Below are 18,317 nucleotides of genomic sequence, written 5' to 3' on the forward strand. Positions count from 1 at the left end.
ATGCACTTATCCCCTTAACTAGATGATTTTATAATAAAAGCATGTTGCTCTTACTATCCCTTGATCGACCCGATCATAACGCCTTTGGCGAAATATTTTTGCAGGAACGGGTATAGGCAGGCGATCGGCAGCGTACTGACGACGAGCACCGCCATCTTGAGCATCTCCGGCTGCAAATCCGAATTCTGAACGCTGACGCTGTTCGTAATGCTCGAGAGCACCTGCTGGTAGTTGGTCAACAGCTCCCTCAGCAGTGCCTGCAGCGGGAGCAAATTGACGTTCGTCATGAAGAGGACGCCGTACCACCATTCATTCCAGCGGTCCACCGCGTAGAACAGCATAATCGTCGCGATCATCGGCATGGAGATGGGAACGACGACTTTGTACAAGACCTGGACGTCGTTGGCTCCGTCGATCTTGGCCGACTCTTCCAAGCCTGCCGGTAGCGAGCGGAAGAACGCGATGCAGATGATCAGATAGAACGTGTTGACGGCGACCGGAAGCACCATGACGAGCAGATTGTTGATGAGATGGAAATTTTTCATCGTCAGGTAGAACGGGATCAAGCCCCCGTTGAAGAACATCGTGAAGATAATGCCCCCCATGACGATCTTCCTTCCCGGAAAGCCGGTCTTCGACAATACGAACGCGCCGGTAACCGTCACGAGCATGTTGACCGCGGTCCCGGCGCCCGTGACGAAGAGCGTGACCATCAGCGCTTTCAAGAAACGCGGCTCGTGCAGGATGTAGCTGTACGCCGACAGATCGAACACGGTTGGGATGAGATAGACCATTTGCTTCGAGACGGCGACCGTATTGCTGAACGACATCAGTACGACGTTATAGAACGGCAGCAAAGTTGCCACTGTCAAAAGAATCAGAATCAGGTGAATGACCGCGTCGGCCATGTTTAGTTTACCGCGCTTCCCCCGCGTTTGCCGTACAGGGGCGCTTGCGGCTTTCGTCATGCTTGCCATTATACGAGTCCCTCCCCGCCAAGTCGTTTTACGATGAAGTTGGCCAGATACAGCAGCGAGAAGTTCAGTACGGCCTTGAACAATCCGACCGCCGTCGTGACGCCGAAGCTGAGGCCGTCCGAGAACGCCGACCGGTAAGCGTACGTATCGATGATATCGCCCGTCGAATAGACGCCCGGGTTGTACAGGTTGAAAATCTGGTCGAAGCCGCCGTTCATCGCGTTGCCGACCGCCAGGATGAGCAGGATCGCCGCCGTGCCGCGAATCGAAGGCCAAGTGATCGCTTTCAGCTGCTGGAAACGACCGGCGCCGTCCACGTAAGCGGCTTCGTACAACTCGGGGTTGATGCCGGCAATGGCAGCCAGATAGATGATCGCGCTCCACCCGACTTCCTTCCAAATGTTCGAGACGAACACGATCGTCCGAAACAGTCCGGGGTCGGTCATGAACGCCGCTTTGTGAAATCCGAGCGAGGCGATGATCTGATTCAAGACGCCGGCGTTGCCGAGGAAATTGAACATGATGCCGCTGATGATGACCCAGGAGATGAAGTGCGGGAACGTGTACACGGTTTGATAGAACTTCTTCATCTTCTCCCGCGCCACTTCGTTGATCAGCAGCGCTAGAATGATGGCGACCGGATATTCGAACACCAGCCGCCCGCAGCTGATATACAGCGTGTTCCAGAAGGCCCGCCAAAAATCGCTTTGCCCTACCAGGTCCTTGAAATTGTCCAGCCCTACCCACGGCCCGCTCAAGATGCCGCCATGATAGCGGAATTCCTTGAAGGCCAGCAGCACCCCGTACATCGGCACGTATTGAAACATGACGTAAAAGAGCACGGTAGGAAGGAGAAGCAGATATAAATACCTGTGTTTGATCAGATCCTTCCTTAACGTTTTTCCCATGTCTTACCTCCTCGTAAGCGTTACCAACAATATGGTTCCATTATCGCTTTCATCGCGGGCTTCGGGTATGCACGCGTTTTATCGAATGTAACCGCTTCACGGGCCGGAAAATAAAAATAGAAAACCTTCGAGCGAAGGTTTTCTAAATCGCGTCCATATGATTGCTAAAATCCGTCCATGCCCAACGCCTTCACGTGCTTTCGCTGCGATATTGCGACGGCGTTTTGCCCGTCATTTTCTTGAACAGCCTCGTAAAATAAAAATAGTCCCGGTAACCGATCTTCTCGGCGATCTCTTGAATCGAATCGCCGTCGCCCTTCAGCAATTCCTGAGCCTGCTGGATCCGCAGCCTGGCGATGTAGCCGGTCAGCGTCTCTCCGACTTCCTTGCGGAAGAGCTGGCTGATGTAGCTCGGATTCAAGTAAAATTGCTCCGATAAGCCTTGCAGCGACAGCTCCTCGCGGAAATGGTCCGTGACGAACTGCAGGATGCTGTTGAAGCTGCGATTCTTCGTCTCGATCGATAGCGCCGGCTCCGCGGGGGACAAGTCCCGGGCGGCGAGCGATTCCAGCGCGGCAAGCATGTCGAACACGTTCCGATACGAATGGAGCAGCTGTTCATAGCTGTACAAGGTCTCCTCCGTCTGCCCCAGCTTGAATAAGAAAGAGACCGTGAAATTATACACTTGGAACGCGTGCCGAATCGAGAGCGCGCCGATGCTGAAGAGCTCCCGTATGCTCTTGAAAGCCTGCTCGATCGCCGGCCCGGACTTGCCGGCGATGGCTTCGCTCATATCCGCCAAGCAGCGGTTCAGCTCTTCTTGCCGGAACGAACGCGCCGCGTAGGCTCCGTTCTCGCGCGTCACGAAGAATTGATGCGCGAGCGCGTCCGCGGCGTCGATGCCGGCCCTGACTTCGCCGAGGTCCTTGATTACGCCGCCAAAGCCGATGCCGGATAATCCTTGCGGGATCTCGATACTCAGCTCCTTCTCTAGCGCATTCGCCTGCTCGGCGGGAAGCAGATAGACCGTTTTGGTGGCGCCGGTCTTCAATCGCACGTAAGGCCCACGAGGTTCCAGCTCGCCAGAACCGACGGCCGCGACCGGGACGATGCCATCCTTGTTCCAATCCCCGAAGCCCGCGCGTTCCAACTCGTCCAGCAGCTTCAGCCGGCCGTCCTCCCCGGACTCCACCAGGAATTGCAGCAGCGCCGACGACGATACATGCTTGGTTTTGGTCTTGGTCAACATGCCGTCCAGCTTATGCAGCACGCCGGATATTTCCATGTCGTCGAACGGCTTCAGGCAATAGGCGATCGCGCCGTACGCGATCGCCTTCTGCGCATAAGCGAACTCGGCATACCCGCTGACGACGACGAACAGGCTCGGATGCGCCAGACCTCGCCCTCGTTGAATCAGTTCGAGCCCGCTCATCTCCGGCATCCGGATGTCGGTAAAGACGACATCCGGCTTGAGCTCCTTCATCAGCGCCAGCGCATCCGCTCCGTTATATGCTTGGCCGATGATCTCGAAGCCAAGTCGATTCCAATCGACCAAGTCCTTCAGACTCTCTACGACCCAGCTTTCGTCATCGACGATCAATGCCTTATGCATCCAGCCCGCTCCTTTCGTGAACCCTCATTTCGATCGTCGTGCCAACACCAGCGGTACTCTCGATCCGCAGGCCGCTCCCCGCGCCGAACATTAACCGTAGCCGGTTATGCACGTTGACGAGCCCGATGCTGCGCTGCTCCTCGGGCTCGTGCAAGCCCGAAGGCACGGCGCCCAGCATGCGCTGAATCTCCTCCAGCACGTTCGGCTGAATCCCAACGCCGTTGTCCTCGATGCGCACGACGAGCGCTCCTTCCGCATCGACGTACCCCCGAATCCATAACTCGCCCTGACGAAGCGTCGGCTCGAAGCCATGGTAGACCGCATTCTCCACGAGCGGCTGCAGGATCATTTTCGGAACGCGGTAGGCAAGCGCCTGCTCCGTCAGTTCATAACGGACGGCGAAGCGGTCCGCGAACCGGATCAGCTGAATCCGAATGAACGATTCGATCATGCGGATTTCCTCGCTCAGCGTCGCTTCGCTGGATCCCTTGACGCTGTAGCGGAAAATGCTCGACAACGAGCGGGTCATCGACTTGATCCGGTCCTGCCCTTCGACGACGGCTATGCCCGTAATCGCTTCCAACGTATTGTACAGGAAATGCGGATTGATCTGGCTGCGGAGGAAAGCAAGCTCCGATTTCTTCTTCTCCAGCTCGATGCCGTACAGCCGCGTATTCGTATCCAGGAGGCTCAGCGTCAACCGGTCGATTTCGTCGAGCATGCTGTTCAGTTCAGTCGCCACGATGCTGATTTCCATATAGCCGTGCAGCGCGATCCGCTTCTTGAATTTCAACGGATCTCCGCGCCTGATCGTCGTGATGAAGAAGATCAGCCGCTTCAGCGGACGAAGGATATTATTCATGATGAACATGAACGGGATCGCCAATATCAGGAGCGCGATGCCGAGAATGATCAGCTCCTGCCTGCGGATATCGAGCAGGTCCCGCAGAAGCTCGTTCTCGGGCACCATGCTCAAGATCGTGCCGTCGATGTCCGGCAAGGGCTCCGTCTCGACGACGTAGCGGCTGTTCTTCCAGTGAATGATGCGGTTGCTTACATTCGCGGCGCCGAAGTCGAAGTCTTTGAAATCGCTTCCCGTTGTCATCGACGACGAGCTGGCGATCACCTGATGCGAGCGGTCCAGCAAATAGAGCTGGGTGCCGGTTTCCTTCGACGAATAATCCTGCTCGTTTACGAGCGCGTCGGCGTCGACGATGAAGAACGCCGTGCCGATATTGCGGTTGAAGAGCGCTCCCTGCTGGCTATAGGTGATCGAGGTGGCAAAGATGAGCTTCTTGTCGGGACCGTACAACGTATCGAATTGCTGCATGCCTGCATAATAACCGTTGACCTTGCTGTTCGACAGCTGCTTTCGCAGCGGAATCACATAGCGGTTGCCGCCGTACAAATCGATCCAAGTGCCGTTGTTGCCCGATATGATGATGTCTTCTATGCCTTCCTTCAGTTCCTTCTGCCCGTTCAGGTATTTGTTCAGCTTCGTGAACTTGTCGTACCGGACCAGCTTGTCCGTCTCTACCAGATAATCCTGCACGTCTTGATTGTACGAGATATCCTGCATGATGCGATAGATGACGTCATGGTTGGAGGCGACGTTCTTCTTGATCTCGGTTACGGTCTGTTTGACGTATTCCTCGTGGCTGCGGGTGATCATCCCGGACATCATCGCGTACGTATGCAAAATGACGATGAGGATGACGATGATCGTGCAAGCGGCCAGGATGAGCAGCTGCGAACGAATGGATAATTTTCTCAGGAAAGCCACCGCGCTTAATCCCGCCTTCGTACGGTCGAATTGTCTATGGCTTATTATTGCTTCTTCCCGCCGGGATAGTCAATGCCGGGAGCTTCGCGGTTACAACTGCTGGCTTACCAAATAATAATAGAGTCCCTTGGCCTGCAGCAGCTCATCGTGGGTTCCGCTCTCCGCGACCGTGCCCTTAAGGTTCCTTGATGAACAAAAAACTCGACCCCTGAAGGTCGAGTTTTTGTTCTGTCTGTTTCGAAGACAACTTCCCTCATTCACTTGTCCCAAACCGGCCCGGTCCGCTTCGTCTTGCTCGGAATCCGGTCTTTGATCGTCGGCCAACCGTCGACCCATTTAATCGGATCGATCATTAGCGGTCGGCGGGTCGCGTCGTTCGGCAACAACGGGTCGGACGCGTCGATCGCATGATAGACGATCCAATCCGTACCAGCGTCGTCCTGGATAATGGCATTGTGCCCGGGGCCGACGAATCTCTTCTCTTCTTCCCCAACTCCATTCCCTTTCCCATCCCCATTACCGTCCAAGCTCCTCTCAGGAGCGACCTCACCATGCAAGATCATCGTACCCGTGCCTTCCTTGATGTCTCTGCCGTCGGCATCGAGATAAGGCCCCTTTAACGATTCCGAGCGTCCTACGCTAACCAAGTATATGCTGTCCTTGCCTTCGCAGCATGAACCTACCGAGCCGAAGAAGTAGTAATAGTGTCCGCGCTTAATAATATATGGACCTTCGAAGTCCTTACCCGCGATCTGGAACTTCTCGCCCGCGACGGACAATCCGTCCGCGCTAAGCTGAATGCCGTAGATGCCGTTGAAGCTGCCCCAGAACAGATACGGAATGCCGTTCCCGTCGACGAACATCATCGGGTCGATGGAGTTTCTCACCCCGCTGCCGAAGCTGTCGAGCAGCATGCCCTTGTCCTCGAAAGGACCGGCAGGGCTATCCGAGACCGCGATCCCGATGCCCGGATTCGCGTCGCCCCATTCGGAGATCGAGTAATAGAGGTAATACTTGCCGTTGAAGCGGTGAATATCCAGCGCCCATATGCCGCCGTCCTTCTTCCATTCGGGACGGGACGCGAAAGCATCTCCGACGTAATCCCAATGCACGAGGTCGGGCGACTTCACGATCGGTCCGAGCTTTGCCTTCTCGCCTGTCTTCCACTCGTCTTCCGTTCCGTACGCATAGAAGAAGCCGTCTGCGGCCCGAATGACAGACGGGTCCGCCAATACGGGCTCGAACACGGGATTGACGTAAGCGTTCTTGTAGTTGTGAAAAACGTGCTGATTAATGAAATTCCAGGGGAACAGCATGCCGCAGAGCAGCAGGAGCACAATCACGATTGGAGCGATGATTCTTTTGCGATAGATCGACATAGGGGTTCACGTATCCTTATCCTGTGGTGTAGGAGCGATAATCCGCCTATCTTCTATTATAGAGCGTGGATCCTAGGCCTAATAGGTTGAAAAATACAGGTAATTGGCGCATATTTTATCGGGAATACAGGTTTGGCCGATATTCTTAACCCTATTAAATAACATAGGGAGTTCGGTATTTGCGTTCGGCAAAGCCGACAACTATGATGGAGCTTAAGCAACCTATCCTTAGGCAAGGAGGATTTCGCATGATCAAAGTAGTGCTGATCCGTCACGGACAGAGCGAATGGAATCTCGAGAACCGGTTTACGGGCTGGACGGACGTAGACTTGTCTACGAACGGTCTCGATGAAGCAAGACAAGCCGGAATCATCCTGAGAAAGCAGGGATTCGACTTCGACGAAGCGCATACATCCGTTCTGAAGCGCGCGATTCGAACGATGTGGATCATTCTTCAAGAAATGGATTTGACGTGGATTCCCGAATTCAAAAGCTGGATGCTGAACGAGCGTCATTACGGCGCCCTGCAAGGATTGAACAAAGCCGAGACGGCCGAGAAATACGGCGAAGAACAAGTTCACTTGTGGCGCAGATCGGTCGACGTTCGCCCGCCTGCGCTGGATAAAAACGATCCTAGATACGAAGCATCCGCCCCGCGCTACCGGAACTTAAAAGAAGGGGAATTTCCGTTAACGGAAAATCTAGACGATACGGAGCGCAGAGTGTTGACGTACTGGGAGGAGACAATCGCTCCCGATCTCTCTTCCGGCAAGCATATTCTCATCGCGGCACACGGCAATACGTTACGGGCTCTAAGGAAGCATTTGGATCGGATCCCGGCCGACGGCATCGCCGATCTGAACATCCCGACCGGTATCCCGCTCGTGTACGAATTGAACGAACGATTATCGCCGATCCGGCATTATTACTTAGGCATTGACGGCGAAATACCGGACGGAACGATTCCTGCCAACATGCCCCCCGCGAATTAATTTTCTCGTACATGTCCGGTTGCTAACAAAAAGACCGGCTTCCTTGGACGGAAGCACGGTCTCTAATTGAATAATCGCGCAAGGTTGATTTACGACAAACGTTTAGCTGATTTAACCCCTACTCCCTATCGCGCCAGCAATAACAACGGCACATGCATGATCGTCGGACGTCCCGCCTGCGTAATCTCCAGGACGAGCCTGTTCTGGTGAGACGTCAGCTCGCCTGCCTGCACCTCGAATATGGCTTCCATATCGGGCATGAACGCCAGCGGCGAGAATAGATTGCGGACCGGGGAAGCCACCGTCAACGCGTCGTTCCCGTACCAGCGCAGGTGCAGGTTCGCTTGGAGCTTGTACGTATTGCGAATCACGATGCGGACCGATTTGATCTCGTGGGAGGAGATGTACGCGTCCTCGCCATAGTCGACGTAGACTTCGAAGAAGTCGTATTGATAGACCGGACCGTTCACTCGGCGGAAATGTTCCAGCAGCTCCGGCTTCGCGAATAAGCTGGCACTATCGAAGGCGCTCGTATCCGTCGCTTCGGCGGCGGAGAGCGAGAGAGGCAGGCCGAGCTCTTGCTCGACGCGGCGTGCGACGCGCACGACGCGATCCGTCAGGACGTCGACGTTCGCGGGAATCGTGTCTCCATAATAGCCGAGCTCGCCCATATTCAGGCATGCCGTCTTGATCGACCTTCCGATCGGCGCGATCCAGCGCTCCGGAATGGCGTCGATGCCTTGCATGATGCCGATAATCGCGCCGACGGTTGCCGCGGTGCAGTCGGTATCTTCCCCGCAATTGACCGCCAGGCAAACCGAGCGTTCGAAATCTCCTTCGCCGTAGAGCAGGCCGATAATCAACATCGCGATATTGCTCGGAACGTCCCAGCCGAGCGGTCCGTCCTCGTAGCCCTTGGCCTTGTCCTCTTCCGAGATGCCCCCGCAGTAGTCCGATACGACGCCCATCGCGCGGCCGCGGAAATCGCGCAAGATCGCCTCCCGCGCCTCTTCCCACGGCTGGCCCGAACGATACGAATCGATTGCGCAGCGAACTGCCCTGGCTACGCCGCAATTCTGCGGGATATACGATAAGCCGATGTTGATCAGCGTATGGACGTCGTTAACGACGAATGCGGCACTCTCGAGCGCGGCGCAGAACACCTCGGCGTGAACGCCTTCTCCGTTGCCATGATCGATGACCGCGTCTTCGAACGCGTATTTGGCCGCCAATTCCGGATGGCCCGGGGCAATGCATGCCCAGATCTCCGAGCGAATGTACGCGCCGCAGCTGTCCTTGTACGGATTATTGGCCGTACCGCTCAGCGGGGGCTGCAATCCGGCACGCATGTTGATTTTGCAGATCCCGTATTCCGACCAGTGCGGCGTCACGTACAGCAGCCAATATTCGCCGAGAATTTTGGCATCGAGTCGCACCCCCTTCTCTTCGAGCGCGATCAGCCAGAGCAGCTGAATGTCCAAGTCGTCGTTCGGCAGCGGGTTGCCATCCAGTTGCTGCACGTAGAAAGAGACGTTGTTCTTCTGGCGTTTCCATTCGAACGGCGCGCCGACCGTTCCGCCGATGTTTTTGCCCATCCAGCAGCCGAGCACTTTGTTGCGGTATTCCTGTTCGTTTAACACGATCTTCGTCATCGACGGATAGCCTCCTTATGCGTTAAGCAAGCCGCATTTCTATCTCTAGCATAATGGAGGCGTTTGCAGAAATCAGTGGGCGAAAACGTTTATTTGGTAGGCGCTTTGTCCGTCATTGCCGCTTGTGCTTTGCGCATTTGGAGCGGCGTCTGGCCGAATGTTTCTTTGAACCGCTTATAGAAGCGTTTCTTGTCCTGGAAGCCGACCCGTCTGCCGATGAGATCGACCGAATCGGAAGTCGTTTGCACCAGCACGGCGGCTTCTTTCATACGCAGCTCTTGCACGTATTCCGTAACGGAGACGCCATAGCATTCTTTGAAAATCCGTCCCAGATACGTCGAGGAATAGAAACTCTTGGCGGCCAAATCGTTCAGCGTGATGCGTTCGGTGTAATTCGCTTTCAAGTATGCGAGAATATCCGTTGCCGCCCGGTGCATCTCGGGATACCACTGCTCGTCATCGCGCGCGCGCATGAGGCGGAATGCCTCCGTCAGCAGAATTTGCACGCAGCCATGAAGAACCGTGCGATAGCCCGGCCGCTTGCGTTCGAACTCGGTTACCATTCTCTCGATCAGTTCGTTCGTCTCTAGCAGCGTCTTCCCGCGAAAACGAACGCACGGCGTCGTCACCAGCCCGTTGAAATCGCCGAAGAGCCGCAACGAGAAGAAATCCGTGGCGTTATCCGAATTGACTAGACTTTCGCTGATGAAAGACGGCTCGAGCAGGACGTTGACGATCCCCATTGCACCCGTCGACCGGAAGGCATGACGATCGCCCGGCTGAAGAAACAGCAAGTCCCCCTTCTCGACTTCGATCGGCACGTCATTCACGACATGGATGCCGAAGCCCGTCCAAATAAAGACCAATTCGATAAATTCGTGAACATGCTCCTCTTCCCGTTCATGGGCAAGCATTTTGAGTACCGCGATGTTCTCGTGTTCCTTAATATATTCGCTGGAGGAATAACGAATCATAGAGGCGTTCCCTTCGTGTGCGCTTGATTGGAATGGTGCTTGATTACACTAAGCATATTTCATATTTGGGGAAAATTCCATTTCAACATACGCGACGGCCCGCCTAGCCTATCTAACAATCTAATGAACAGTGATTTCTTTCCAATCGTATTCCATGCCTCTTGCCGTTTCTAGCGCCCTATTCCTTCCAAATATCTTCTCCACTACGTATAATGACATGTCGATACCCGCACTTATTCCAGCGGATATTATGATTTTTCCATTATCAATATACCGCTTATTTCTTTCGACCGTTGTCGACGATGGTACAATGGTTTCTAACAAGTCCAACACGTTATGATGTGTCGTCACCTGAAGTCCTTCAAGGAGATCGGCTTTAGCTAATAGCAAAGCTCCAGAACATACCGATAACAGTTGTTCAACTTCAGTATGCATGCCCTTGATCCACGCTACTAAACGATGATTCTCCATCTCTCTCCTTGTTCCAATTCCGCCGGGGAGGAGTAAAATGTCGGGCTTTGGACAGTTGGAAAAACAGTAGCTGGGATTAATGCTTAGGTTGCCACTGGTAGATATGGGTTTTAATTCCTCCGACACTGTAAAGATATTGATATCGTTACCTCGATTGGCTTGACTAAAAACTTCAAAAGGACCAGTGAAGTCAAGTACGGTAATATCGTCGAATAGTAATATAGCTATGTTTTTCATAAGTAATCCCCTCATCGCTTTTTCATAAAAGTCTATCAATCGAAAAGGGTTCTATCCATGGATTTCCAGTGTGATCTAATGTACTTTCACGCTATTCTCCCCCTTTCAGCCCGTTAATGGAGCAAGGTAGCCAAACGTTCGGTTCGGCAGCCAAGTTATTTTTCGAAATTTACGCTTCCGAATCCATGAGACCGATGAATTCCCGGATCGGCTGCCGTCTATATAAACGAAGGCTTTTATGAACATAAACAAATTTAACGAAGAGGTGTTTTGAAAATGGCATTAACGTCCGCATTCACGAGCTTCAACCTGCCTGTAAAAAACGTAGAACATTCCAAATCTTACTTCACCGGACTCGGATTCGAGCTCAACCCGCAATTCCCCGAGAACGAGATTTCGGCAGCCATCCTGATCGGCGAGAACCTGCAGGTCATGCTGATCAACCAAGCATTCTTTACTACGCTCACGGAGAGGGAATCCGTCGATACGAGCAAGTATGCGCAGATGACGATCGCATTGGCCTTCGAGAGCCGGGAAAAGGTCGATGAAATCGTCAATACCGCGGTCTCTTTGGGCGGAAAATTGCACGCTGAACCTGAATATCATGGGATCATGTATCATTGGGGCTTCGTGGACTTGGACGGCCATCTGTGGGCCATTAACTGCATGAACATGGATGCGGCACAAGGTTAAGGCTAACGGAGAGCATGGTCGTACTTGGGTTCAAAAAGAAAGACGCCGGGCATCTTGCCCGGCGTCTTCTTTGCGATGATTAGTATTGTTTGGTATAGGCTTTGCAATTGTCCATGATCGCTTGCCAGCCTGCTTGCTGAAACTCGACGGGATTGGAGCAATCCATCCCGTAAAAGTGAAAATTAGGCCGTGATTTGAGCAGCGATGCCGTTCAATTCAGCTACGTCTTCGGCGGAAAGCTCCAAGTTGGACGCACCCGCGCAGTTAACGATGTTCACTGCTTTGCTGGCGCCGGGAATCGGCAAAATGACGGGCGACAATCGAAGCAGCCATGCAATCGCGATCTGCTGCGGCGATGCATCATGACTTCTGGCGATCCGCGAAAGCGTCTCGTTGCTGCCGATGCCTTGCGCGTTGCCCATGCCGTTTAGAGGGCTATAAGGCAGGAAGGCAATACCGAGCTCTTCACAGCGCTTCAACACGTCCATGGATGAATGGTCAAACAAGTTCATGCGGTTTTGAACAGACGAGACCGTTACGATTTTACGGGCTTCTTCCAGCTGTGCAACGGAAACATTCGACAGTCCCACGTTAACGATCTTCCCTTCCCGCTGCAATTCCGCGACTGTTTCCACGGATTCCGCAAACGGAACCTTTGGATCCGGACGGTGGAATTGGTAGAGCGTGATTGCTTCTACGCCGAGCGCACGCAAACTGTCCTCGCACGCTTGACGCAAGTGTTCAGGACGGCCATCGGTTTCCCAGCGTCCATCCGGACGAATGTGGCCTCCTTTTGTCGCGATGACCGCTTCGGGACGGTTATGTAAAGCTTTGGCGAGCAGACGTTCGTTATGACCGTTTTCGGTCGAATTCAAGCAGTACGAATCGGCTGTATCGAACAGCGTAATGCCTTGCTCCAATGCGGCATGTACCGCTCTGATGCCGTCTTCCTCCGAAGGGCGTCCGTTAACGGAGAGCGGCATTCCGCCCATCCCGATTTCCCCCACGATTATCCCCGTCGAACCTAGCTTGCGTTGTGGCATTGTCATCTTACATCCTCCTTAGCGTTAGTTATGAAGCTTCCAAGAGTAGTGACGAAAAATTCCATTTTCAAGTATACCAGTTCTGCTTTTTCACTAGTAGTACTGAAAAAAAGTTCACCTAGTTACTCTGATGTAAGTAAGGCTCGATTTCGTGCTAAAATTACCGATGGCCGTTAGTTTGGAAACAACATAGCGACTCCGGACTTGACGCCAGCAGAGCTCAGTTTCATCTTGGTGAATGTTCGATACAATCGGCACTATTGGGACATCGCGAGGATAAAGCAAGCCATGGACGCCAACGAAGCGATCGTCCGTACATGATTCCAGGCCGTCCAGCGGGACAAATAATTCTGCCAGACCCTCGCACCTTCGGAGCTTGAGGGATTTACGGCTGCCAGCGTGTCGTTGAGCGGAACGTTAAAGAAGATCGTCACCAGGAAGGAGCCGACAAAATAGAGCAGGCTGCCTGTCAGAACATAGAACGTACCAGGTGTGCCAAGCTTTAAGAAAGAACCAATACCGAGCAGCACCGTAAACAGGGCCGTCCCCATAAATACGAAGCTGAACAGCGTATTCAAAATGGTGGCATTGATCGATTGCATCGCGGTGATGCCCTTCTCCGATGGAATGCGGGCCAGCGAAACCATAACGAAGGCCGAAAAGGCGAAGAAAATGCCCGCGATCAAACCGGACCCGAGCGCGGAGACGAAGTTCAAGCCGAGCATCCATTTACTCATGTTCATCCTCCTTCCATGCGCCCGCAACGGCGGCAACCTCGGCGAAGGCCGCAAAAAGGCTCCAATCCCAGTCGTAGATTCATTATGCGCCTCCCCTATACTATCGTGTTTTCCGCCCCACTATTTTACCACATATTGTAACTAGCCTACCCGTTCGTATTAGCGTAATTTGCCCGAGCTATACAGCCCGTGATCTGCTTTTCAACCTTAGAATGAAGGTACCCAAAAAGGAAGCCCCAAGTGCTGCAATTGTACCGAGGACGTAGTAGTTCCAAGTGTATGGACCACAGAACATTGGCAATTCCTCACAAAGCACAGCCTGTCCGCTCGAGGGGAAATTGCGCCCGTACCATGGGTATCCTGTTCCTAACAGGGTCCCAAGATAGACAAAAGACACCCTTCTCCAGTAGAAAGCCTATCGCAGTCGAATGTAATGCCAAAATGAGCGGCCACCGTCTGACATGCGAATACAGTAAAGCTCCCATCGGGAGATAAGGCAGTACCGAGAAAAAAACACCGTAATAGATGGAGGAGAACGCTCGGGATTGATCCACGGGTTCGAAGGAGAATTGGTTATAGCTTGTCGCTGTGATCAAGCCTGTAATGAAATAGCAAACAACGAACAAAAAGCATGACATGAAGGTAACGCTCCACCATGGATAGCGATTTTCCAAACGCTCACCTCGAATTACTTAAGTACTTTCTGGGCTCTAATGGCTCTAATCAGCTTTCATTTCATCAAATTTCGAATCCCTGGATCAATGTGTTATTCGTCCTCACCGCAAGCGTTTCCTTTATTTGTAACTAGGCTACCCGTAGACGTAATTATTATGAGCACCTGCCGCCGCTTACCGCTTTCGCGTTCAATTCAGCATTGACAAGGCAAGAACCCGGTGCTAGTATAATCCTACTAAACTACTGTGTTTTATATGATTTATACATACTAGGAGGTCGTCAATCATGTCCATTCGTCTTTCCGTACGCAACAGGGTTCTCCTTACCGCCGCTTTATCCGCGGCTTTGCTGGCTTCCGCCCAGTCTGCCGCCTTTGCTTCCCCGGCAACGGTCGCGGTTTCCGCTTCCGCCATCACGTCCTCGCCTGTCCAGGCGGAAGAGATTTCTTCCGCGGAATACGCCGCGTTCCTGAAGGACAAATTCGGCCTAACGTTCTCCGCCAACGTGACTCGCGGCGAGTTCTTCGCCGATGCGGTCCGTTCGCTGCAGCTGGCCAAAGCGGACAAGCCCGTGACCTTCAAGGACTTGAGCGCGTCGAGCCCTTATTACGATGCCGCCGCGGCGCTGTATCAGATCGGACTGCTGTCGTCCGACAGCGCGAACGCTTCGGCGCCTCTAAAAGCGGTCAACGCCGTACAGCTCGCGCTTCGATTGGCCGGCCTTAAGGAACTGGCCTACACGTATCCCGTAGCGAAAGCGGAGCTAGCGATCGCCAAGCTGCCGGTCAAGTCGTCTTCGCTGGACCTGCAAACCAAGCAAGAGCTGGCCGCTGCAGTCGATACCGGCTTGCTGCCAGCCTCCTATTTCAAACAGCTCATTCCTAACGCGCCAGTCACTGCGGACTTGGCGAATCTGTTGATAGGCAAGGCGCTCGTCTTCAACGGTCAGTACAAGCATTACATCGGCACTACCGGCGACTCCGACATCTATGCTAAACTTACGGACGCCTACAACGGTTCGGTCATCATCAAGGACGACCAACTGCAGAAAATCGTCGATGCCGCGCTGGAGCAGGGATTGGTCACGGGCTATAACCTGAAAGACAGCCATTACGAGCCGAATTTCATCGAATCCTTGTCGCTCGTCTACGGCCATTCCGACCTCAAGCACGCCATTCAGCTGATCGGCCTGCTGCGAAGCGAAGGCATCGAAGCCAAAGTCCAATTCGAACCGAAGACCTCCGCTTTCGTCTATCTGAAAGAATGGGGCGAGCCGGGCGTCTCGGACCAATACGAAGTACGTCAAATCGCCAACGGCAATTATATCGAATACGCGAAAGAATACGATATCGCCTTCGAATTCAAGAATGCCGCCGACAAACAGCGCTTTAACGCCGTTATCAATGCCTACGCCAAGAAAAACAAAGACGATCAGCTCGGACTGATCGCAAGCTCGTGGTGGCAGCCGCTGTATTACTCGCTGACGCCGCTGGCTGACTATAAGGAAATCACGAACAACAAAATCCAGCTCGGCCGCTACTATGCGCAATCTTTCTCGCTGAAAGAACAGTCCAAAGCAGTCGTCGACGGGTTCAAGCACGTGGACCCTGCGGTCGACGTCCAAAGCTACGATTTTTGGACCGACGTACCGTTCTACAATTATTTGAACGGCGAACCGCTGTAAGCATCACATTCAGCAACAGCTCCGGCCACGGAAGAATGTCTTGATACCTGATATGCTCCCCTTGGAGCATGCCTTCATTGCGAGTGCCGTCTCTTCGGCCAGCTGATCATAAAGAAAGCCGTCGGCGTTCGAGCGCCGACGGCTTTCTTGCATTTGATTTCATTATTGGAATACGCGGACATAATCGACAAACATATCGACTTGATTGTTGTATCTTGCAAGATCGATCGGCCATCCGCCGCCAAGTGCAAGGTTGATCATGAAGTACAACGGCGTCTTCGCTTGATCAAACGTCGCATGGCGCCATACCTCAACGTTATCGATATAGTAGATGGTATCGGACGGCGTTACTTTCGTGCCATAAATATGCCAAGTGGATGCATTGTCGCCGAACGTGAAGTTCGAGGACGAGCAATGCGTCTCGTGCATTTCCGGACTGCCTGCCCACCAGTGCTTCGACTGGCAAGCGCCGTACGGGTCTTGACCGTAAGCTTCGACTGTATCCAGCTCCGCTGTCGACGGCACGCTCTGCGAAATGCTGTTCTGCGACATGAGCCAGAACGCCGGCCATGCTCCTTTGCCCGCAGGCATGAGAATCCGTGCTTCGAAGTAGCCATACGTCGCAGCGACGCCAGTCCCGTCCGTGCGTACCGAGGACAGCAGCCCGCCCGTATATTGCCGATTCCAGCCCATGGGATCGACGGTTCCGGTAGGCGCCTTGCTGGCGCGAATTCGCAAGTAATTGCTGCCGAGGATGGCGAATGGATTGTTCGCACCGCTGTTATTGCCGAATATCGCTTCGCCAAATTCGGTACCGCCCGGCGCGTCAGGCTTCGCAGTTGCGTAAGTAGCTCCCGCTCCCGTACGAGTTGCCGACAGCGTGCCCGTGAAATCATCCTGGAACAGCACGCTCATGCCCGATGCTTGAGCTGGCGCGGACGGGATGCCCTGCTTCCACGTGATGCCGCCTTCATTGTAAAGCTGCAGGTAGCAGTTGTCCGCGTGCGTATAGTTCGGGTTGCCATCCGGCGTATCCCATGCACTTAAGATGACCGTAATCGGTCCGTGCGGGAATTGATTCGCCGGGAACGTCACTTCCCCATAGCCGTTCGAATCCGGCGTCACGCGCGCGAACCAGGAATCGTAGCCGTTCGCGTTCGGATTCGCTGTATCCGGCTGATGCCAGGATCTTGCCCATACGTTCTGCATGCCCGGCGCGTAGAACTTGATCGTAACGGAGCCGTTAATTGAAGCGCCGTAGGATGGCGAGACAACGCTCACCTGATAGTTTGGATACGTGCCTGGGTTTGTTGGCGGATCCGTTGGCGGCGTCGTCCCGCCCCCATTGCCAAAGTATTTGATCTCTGTAGCGCCGGCAGCCGAGCCGGCTTGCGGCGTGAAGACGACTCTCATCTTGGTCGTCGTAACGGGCGTGAACGTAACCGTATTCACTTGACCGCCGACCGGCGCTGCCGGGGACTTGGATTGGTTCGCCGCGCTCGCCCATGCCGTGCCGTCCCAGTACTGTACGTTATACGAGGCAGGGGCTTTAACGCCGCCGCCGTCATTGTACAGATACAGTTCAGCTTTCGCAACGGCGCTGCTCGCGCTCAGTTGTTTCTGCACCCAGTCCGTCGCGTTTGGCGATTGGTAACTGGTCCAGCGATTATGCGGCGAGTCGGCGAAGGAGATCGTGCCATCATCGACATCGCCTACTGCATCCATATAGAACGTATAGGATGCGGTGGAAGTTCCCGCGAGCGGCGTCGATGATGGCGGGTCCGTCGGCGGATCTGTCGGCGGAGCGGATGTTTCCGTCCCGTACGCAATTTCGGTTACGCCGGATTTGGCACCGGATTGGTGCGTAAACGCAATTCTGAACTTACTTGACGACACGGATGCGAAGATTACCCGGTTGAGCTGGTTGCCTGTCGGGGATGCCGGAGATTTCACTTGCCCTGCAGCATCCGTCCATGCGCTTCCGTTCCAATATTGCACCTTATAAGAGCTCGGGACTTTCACGCCGCCACCGTCGTCGTATAAGTAAACGTCGGCGCTGCTTCTCGTAACTGCCGAACCGAAGTCCGTCTGAACCCAGTCGCTCGGGTTCGGCGACTCGTACGATGTCCAACGGTTATGCGGCGAGTCATCATACGATAGGATCCCATCGTTGACTTGGCTCGTCGAATCCATGAAGAACGTGTAAGATGCCGTGACGGTTGCCCCCGTATCGTAGCCGAAGGCTTGCAGGCCTGGAAAAAATGCCGAAAAGAATACGCTTACAATTACGAGTAGCACCGATGTCTTTTTGTGCCTGACGTTCCTCTTTCTCATAAATGAATCACTTCCTTTTTCTCGAAATTTTGACCTCGTCCTTCATTATCCATCATATCGGAACAGCCGACCCTGCCGTAGGGGGGAATCGTCCGATTTTGTACGGCATTCATCTGCTTTTATCCAGCTCATGGCGTAAGCGGCTTAATGAAAAATGGAGCAGCTGC

The 18,317-nt window shown here is 53.8% G+C and carries 14 protein-coding genes; 3 read left to right on the plus strand and 11 right to left on the minus strand.

What is annotated here, in order from left to right:
* Window positions 1-53: 53 nt before the first annotated feature.
* The 5 genes from AC0YNU_RS05815 to AC0YNU_RS05835 form a co-directional block, all read right to left on the minus strand.
* Complete coding sequence (locus AC0YNU_RS05815) at window positions 54-977, minus strand: carbohydrate ABC transporter permease (protein WP_475754174.1); 924 nt, start codon at window positions 975-977, stop codon at window positions 54-56.
* Window positions 977-1,885 (minus strand): ABC transporter permease, encoded by a 909-nt coding sequence (locus AC0YNU_RS05820; RefSeq protein WP_475754176.1) that lies wholly within the window; start codon window positions 1,883-1,885, stop codon window positions 977-979. The genes AC0YNU_RS05815 and AC0YNU_RS05820 overlap by 1 nt, the downstream gene beginning before the upstream one ends.
* 190 nt (window positions 1,886-2,075) lie before the next feature.
* Window positions 2,076-3,497, minus strand: a complete 1,422-nt coding sequence (locus AC0YNU_RS05825; protein WP_475754178.1) for a response regulator — start codon at window positions 3,495-3,497, stop codon at window positions 2,076-2,078.
* Window positions 3,490-5,280, minus strand: coding sequence for a sensor histidine kinase (locus tag AC0YNU_RS05830; RefSeq protein WP_475754180.1), 1,791 nt, complete (start codon window positions 5,278-5,280; stop codon window positions 3,490-3,492). The genes AC0YNU_RS05825 and AC0YNU_RS05830 overlap by 8 nt, the downstream gene beginning before the upstream one ends.
* A 257-nt stretch (window positions 5,281-5,537) precedes the next feature.
* Entirely contained in the window at window positions 5,538-6,659 is a 1,122-nt protein-coding gene (locus AC0YNU_RS05835) for a family 43 glycosylhydrolase (protein ID WP_475754182.1), read from the minus strand.
* Between the two features lie 248 nt (window positions 6,660-6,907).
* On the opposite strand from AC0YNU_RS05835, the gene gpmA reads away from it, so the two are divergent.
* Window positions 6,908-7,651, plus strand: coding sequence for a 2,3-diphosphoglycerate-dependent phosphoglycerate mutase (gpmA, locus tag AC0YNU_RS05840; RefSeq protein ID WP_475754184.1), 744 nt, complete (start codon window positions 6,908-6,910; stop codon window positions 7,649-7,651).
* A gap of 125 nt (window positions 7,652-7,776) precedes the next feature.
* Here the strand turns inward: gpmA and AC0YNU_RS05845 are convergent, their stop codons facing one another.
* From AC0YNU_RS05845 to AC0YNU_RS05855, 3 genes are all read right to left on the minus strand, one after another.
* On the minus strand, window positions 7,777-9,303 hold the full coding sequence (locus AC0YNU_RS05845) for an ADP-ribosylglycohydrolase family protein (protein WP_475754186.1): 1,527 nt from the start codon (window positions 9,301-9,303) through the stop codon (window positions 7,777-7,779).
* 89 nt (window positions 9,304-9,392) lie between these two features.
* The gene (locus AC0YNU_RS05850) at window positions 9,393-10,277 is read right to left on the minus strand and encodes an AraC family transcriptional regulator (RefSeq protein ID WP_475754188.1); all 885 of its coding nucleotides are present in this window, start codon (window positions 10,275-10,277) and stop codon (window positions 9,393-9,395) included.
* A gap of 120 nt (window positions 10,278-10,397) precedes the next feature.
* A complete protein-coding gene (locus tag AC0YNU_RS05855) occupies window positions 10,398-10,985 on the minus strand; it encodes a DJ-1/PfpI family protein (protein ID WP_475754190.1) in 588 nt (195 codons plus the stop codon).
* 276 nt (window positions 10,986-11,261) lie between these two features.
* On the opposite strand from AC0YNU_RS05855, the gene AC0YNU_RS05860 reads away from it, so the two are divergent.
* Window positions 11,262-11,678, plus strand: coding sequence for a VOC family protein (locus AC0YNU_RS05860; protein ID WP_475754192.1), 417 nt, complete (start codon window positions 11,262-11,264; stop codon window positions 11,676-11,678).
* A 182-nt stretch (window positions 11,679-11,860) separates the two neighbouring features.
* On the opposite strand, the gene AC0YNU_RS05865 is transcribed toward AC0YNU_RS05860, so the two are convergent.
* Window positions 11,861-12,727, minus strand: a complete 867-nt coding sequence (locus AC0YNU_RS05865) for an aldo/keto reductase (protein WP_475754194.1) — start codon at window positions 12,725-12,727, stop codon at window positions 11,861-11,863.
* 251 nt (window positions 12,728-12,978) lie between these two features.
* Window positions 12,979-13,458 (minus strand): anthrone oxygenase family protein, encoded by a 480-nt coding sequence (locus AC0YNU_RS05870; protein WP_475754196.1) that lies wholly within the window; start codon window positions 13,456-13,458, stop codon window positions 12,979-12,981.
* A gap of 960 nt (window positions 13,459-14,418) precedes the next feature.
* Between AC0YNU_RS05870 and AC0YNU_RS05875 the strand changes: the two genes are divergently transcribed.
* On the plus strand, window positions 14,419-15,816 hold the full coding sequence (locus tag AC0YNU_RS05875; RefSeq protein WP_475754198.1) for a hypothetical protein: 1,398 nt from the start codon (window positions 14,419-14,421) through the stop codon (window positions 15,814-15,816).
* 162 nt (window positions 15,817-15,978) lie between these two features.
* Here the strand turns inward: AC0YNU_RS05875 and AC0YNU_RS05880 are convergent, their stop codons facing one another.
* Window positions 15,979-18,150 (minus strand): glycoside hydrolase family 16 protein, encoded by a 2,172-nt coding sequence (locus AC0YNU_RS05880; RefSeq protein ID WP_475754200.1) that lies wholly within the window; start codon window positions 18,148-18,150, stop codon window positions 15,979-15,981.
* Between the last annotated feature and the right edge of the window lie 167 nt (window positions 18,151-18,317).

Source organism: Paenibacillus sp. J31P316, from assembly GCF_056269105.1.

What these genes read in the sequence shown, in the direction of transcription:
- AC0YNU_RS05825 (WP_475754178.1), bottom strand. Translation starts at nt 3,497, where the DNA reads ATGCATAAGGCATTGATCGTCGATGACGAAAGCTGGGTCGTAGAGAGT.
- AC0YNU_RS05850 (WP_475754188.1), bottom strand. Translation starts at nt 10,277, where the DNA reads ATGATTCGTTATTCCTCCAGCGAATATATTAAGGAACACGAGAACATC.
- AC0YNU_RS05855 (WP_475754190.1), bottom strand. Translation starts at nt 10,985, where the DNA reads ATGAAAAACATAGCTATATTACTATTCGACGATATTACCGTACTTGAC.
- gpmA (WP_475754184.1), top strand. Translation starts at nt 6,908, where the DNA reads ATGATCAAAGTAGTGCTGATCCGTCACGGACAGAGCGAATGGAATCTC.
- AC0YNU_RS05835 (WP_475754182.1), bottom strand. Translation starts at nt 6,659, where the DNA reads ATGTCGATCTATCGCAAAAGAATCATCGCTCCAATCGTGATTGTGCTC.
- AC0YNU_RS05815 (WP_475754174.1), bottom strand. Translation starts at nt 977, where the DNA reads ATGGCAAGCATGACGAAAGCCGCAAGCGCCCCTGTACGGCAAACGCGG.
- AC0YNU_RS05880 (WP_475754200.1), bottom strand. Translation starts at nt 18,150, where the DNA reads ATGAGAAAGAGGAACGTCAGGCACAAAAAGACATCGGTGCTACTCGTA.
- AC0YNU_RS05875 (WP_475754198.1), top strand. Translation starts at nt 14,419, where the DNA reads ATGTCCATTCGTCTTTCCGTACGCAACAGGGTTCTCCTTACCGCCGCT.
- AC0YNU_RS05820 (WP_475754176.1), bottom strand. Translation starts at nt 1,885, where the DNA reads ATGGGAAAAACGTTAAGGAAGGATCTGATCAAACACAGGTATTTATAT.
- AC0YNU_RS05870 (WP_475754196.1), bottom strand. Translation starts at nt 13,458, where the DNA reads ATGAGTAAATGGATGCTCGGCTTGAACTTCGTCTCCGCGCTCGGGTCC.
- AC0YNU_RS05845 (WP_475754186.1), bottom strand. Translation starts at nt 9,303, where the DNA reads ATGACGAAGATCGTGTTAAACGAACAGGAATACCGCAACAAAGTGCTC.
- AC0YNU_RS05860 (WP_475754192.1), top strand. Translation starts at nt 11,262, where the DNA reads ATGGCATTAACGTCCGCATTCACGAGCTTCAACCTGCCTGTAAAAAAC.
- AC0YNU_RS05865 (WP_475754194.1), bottom strand. Translation starts at nt 12,727, where the DNA reads ATGACAATGCCACAACGCAAGCTAGGTTCGACGGGGATAATCGTGGGG.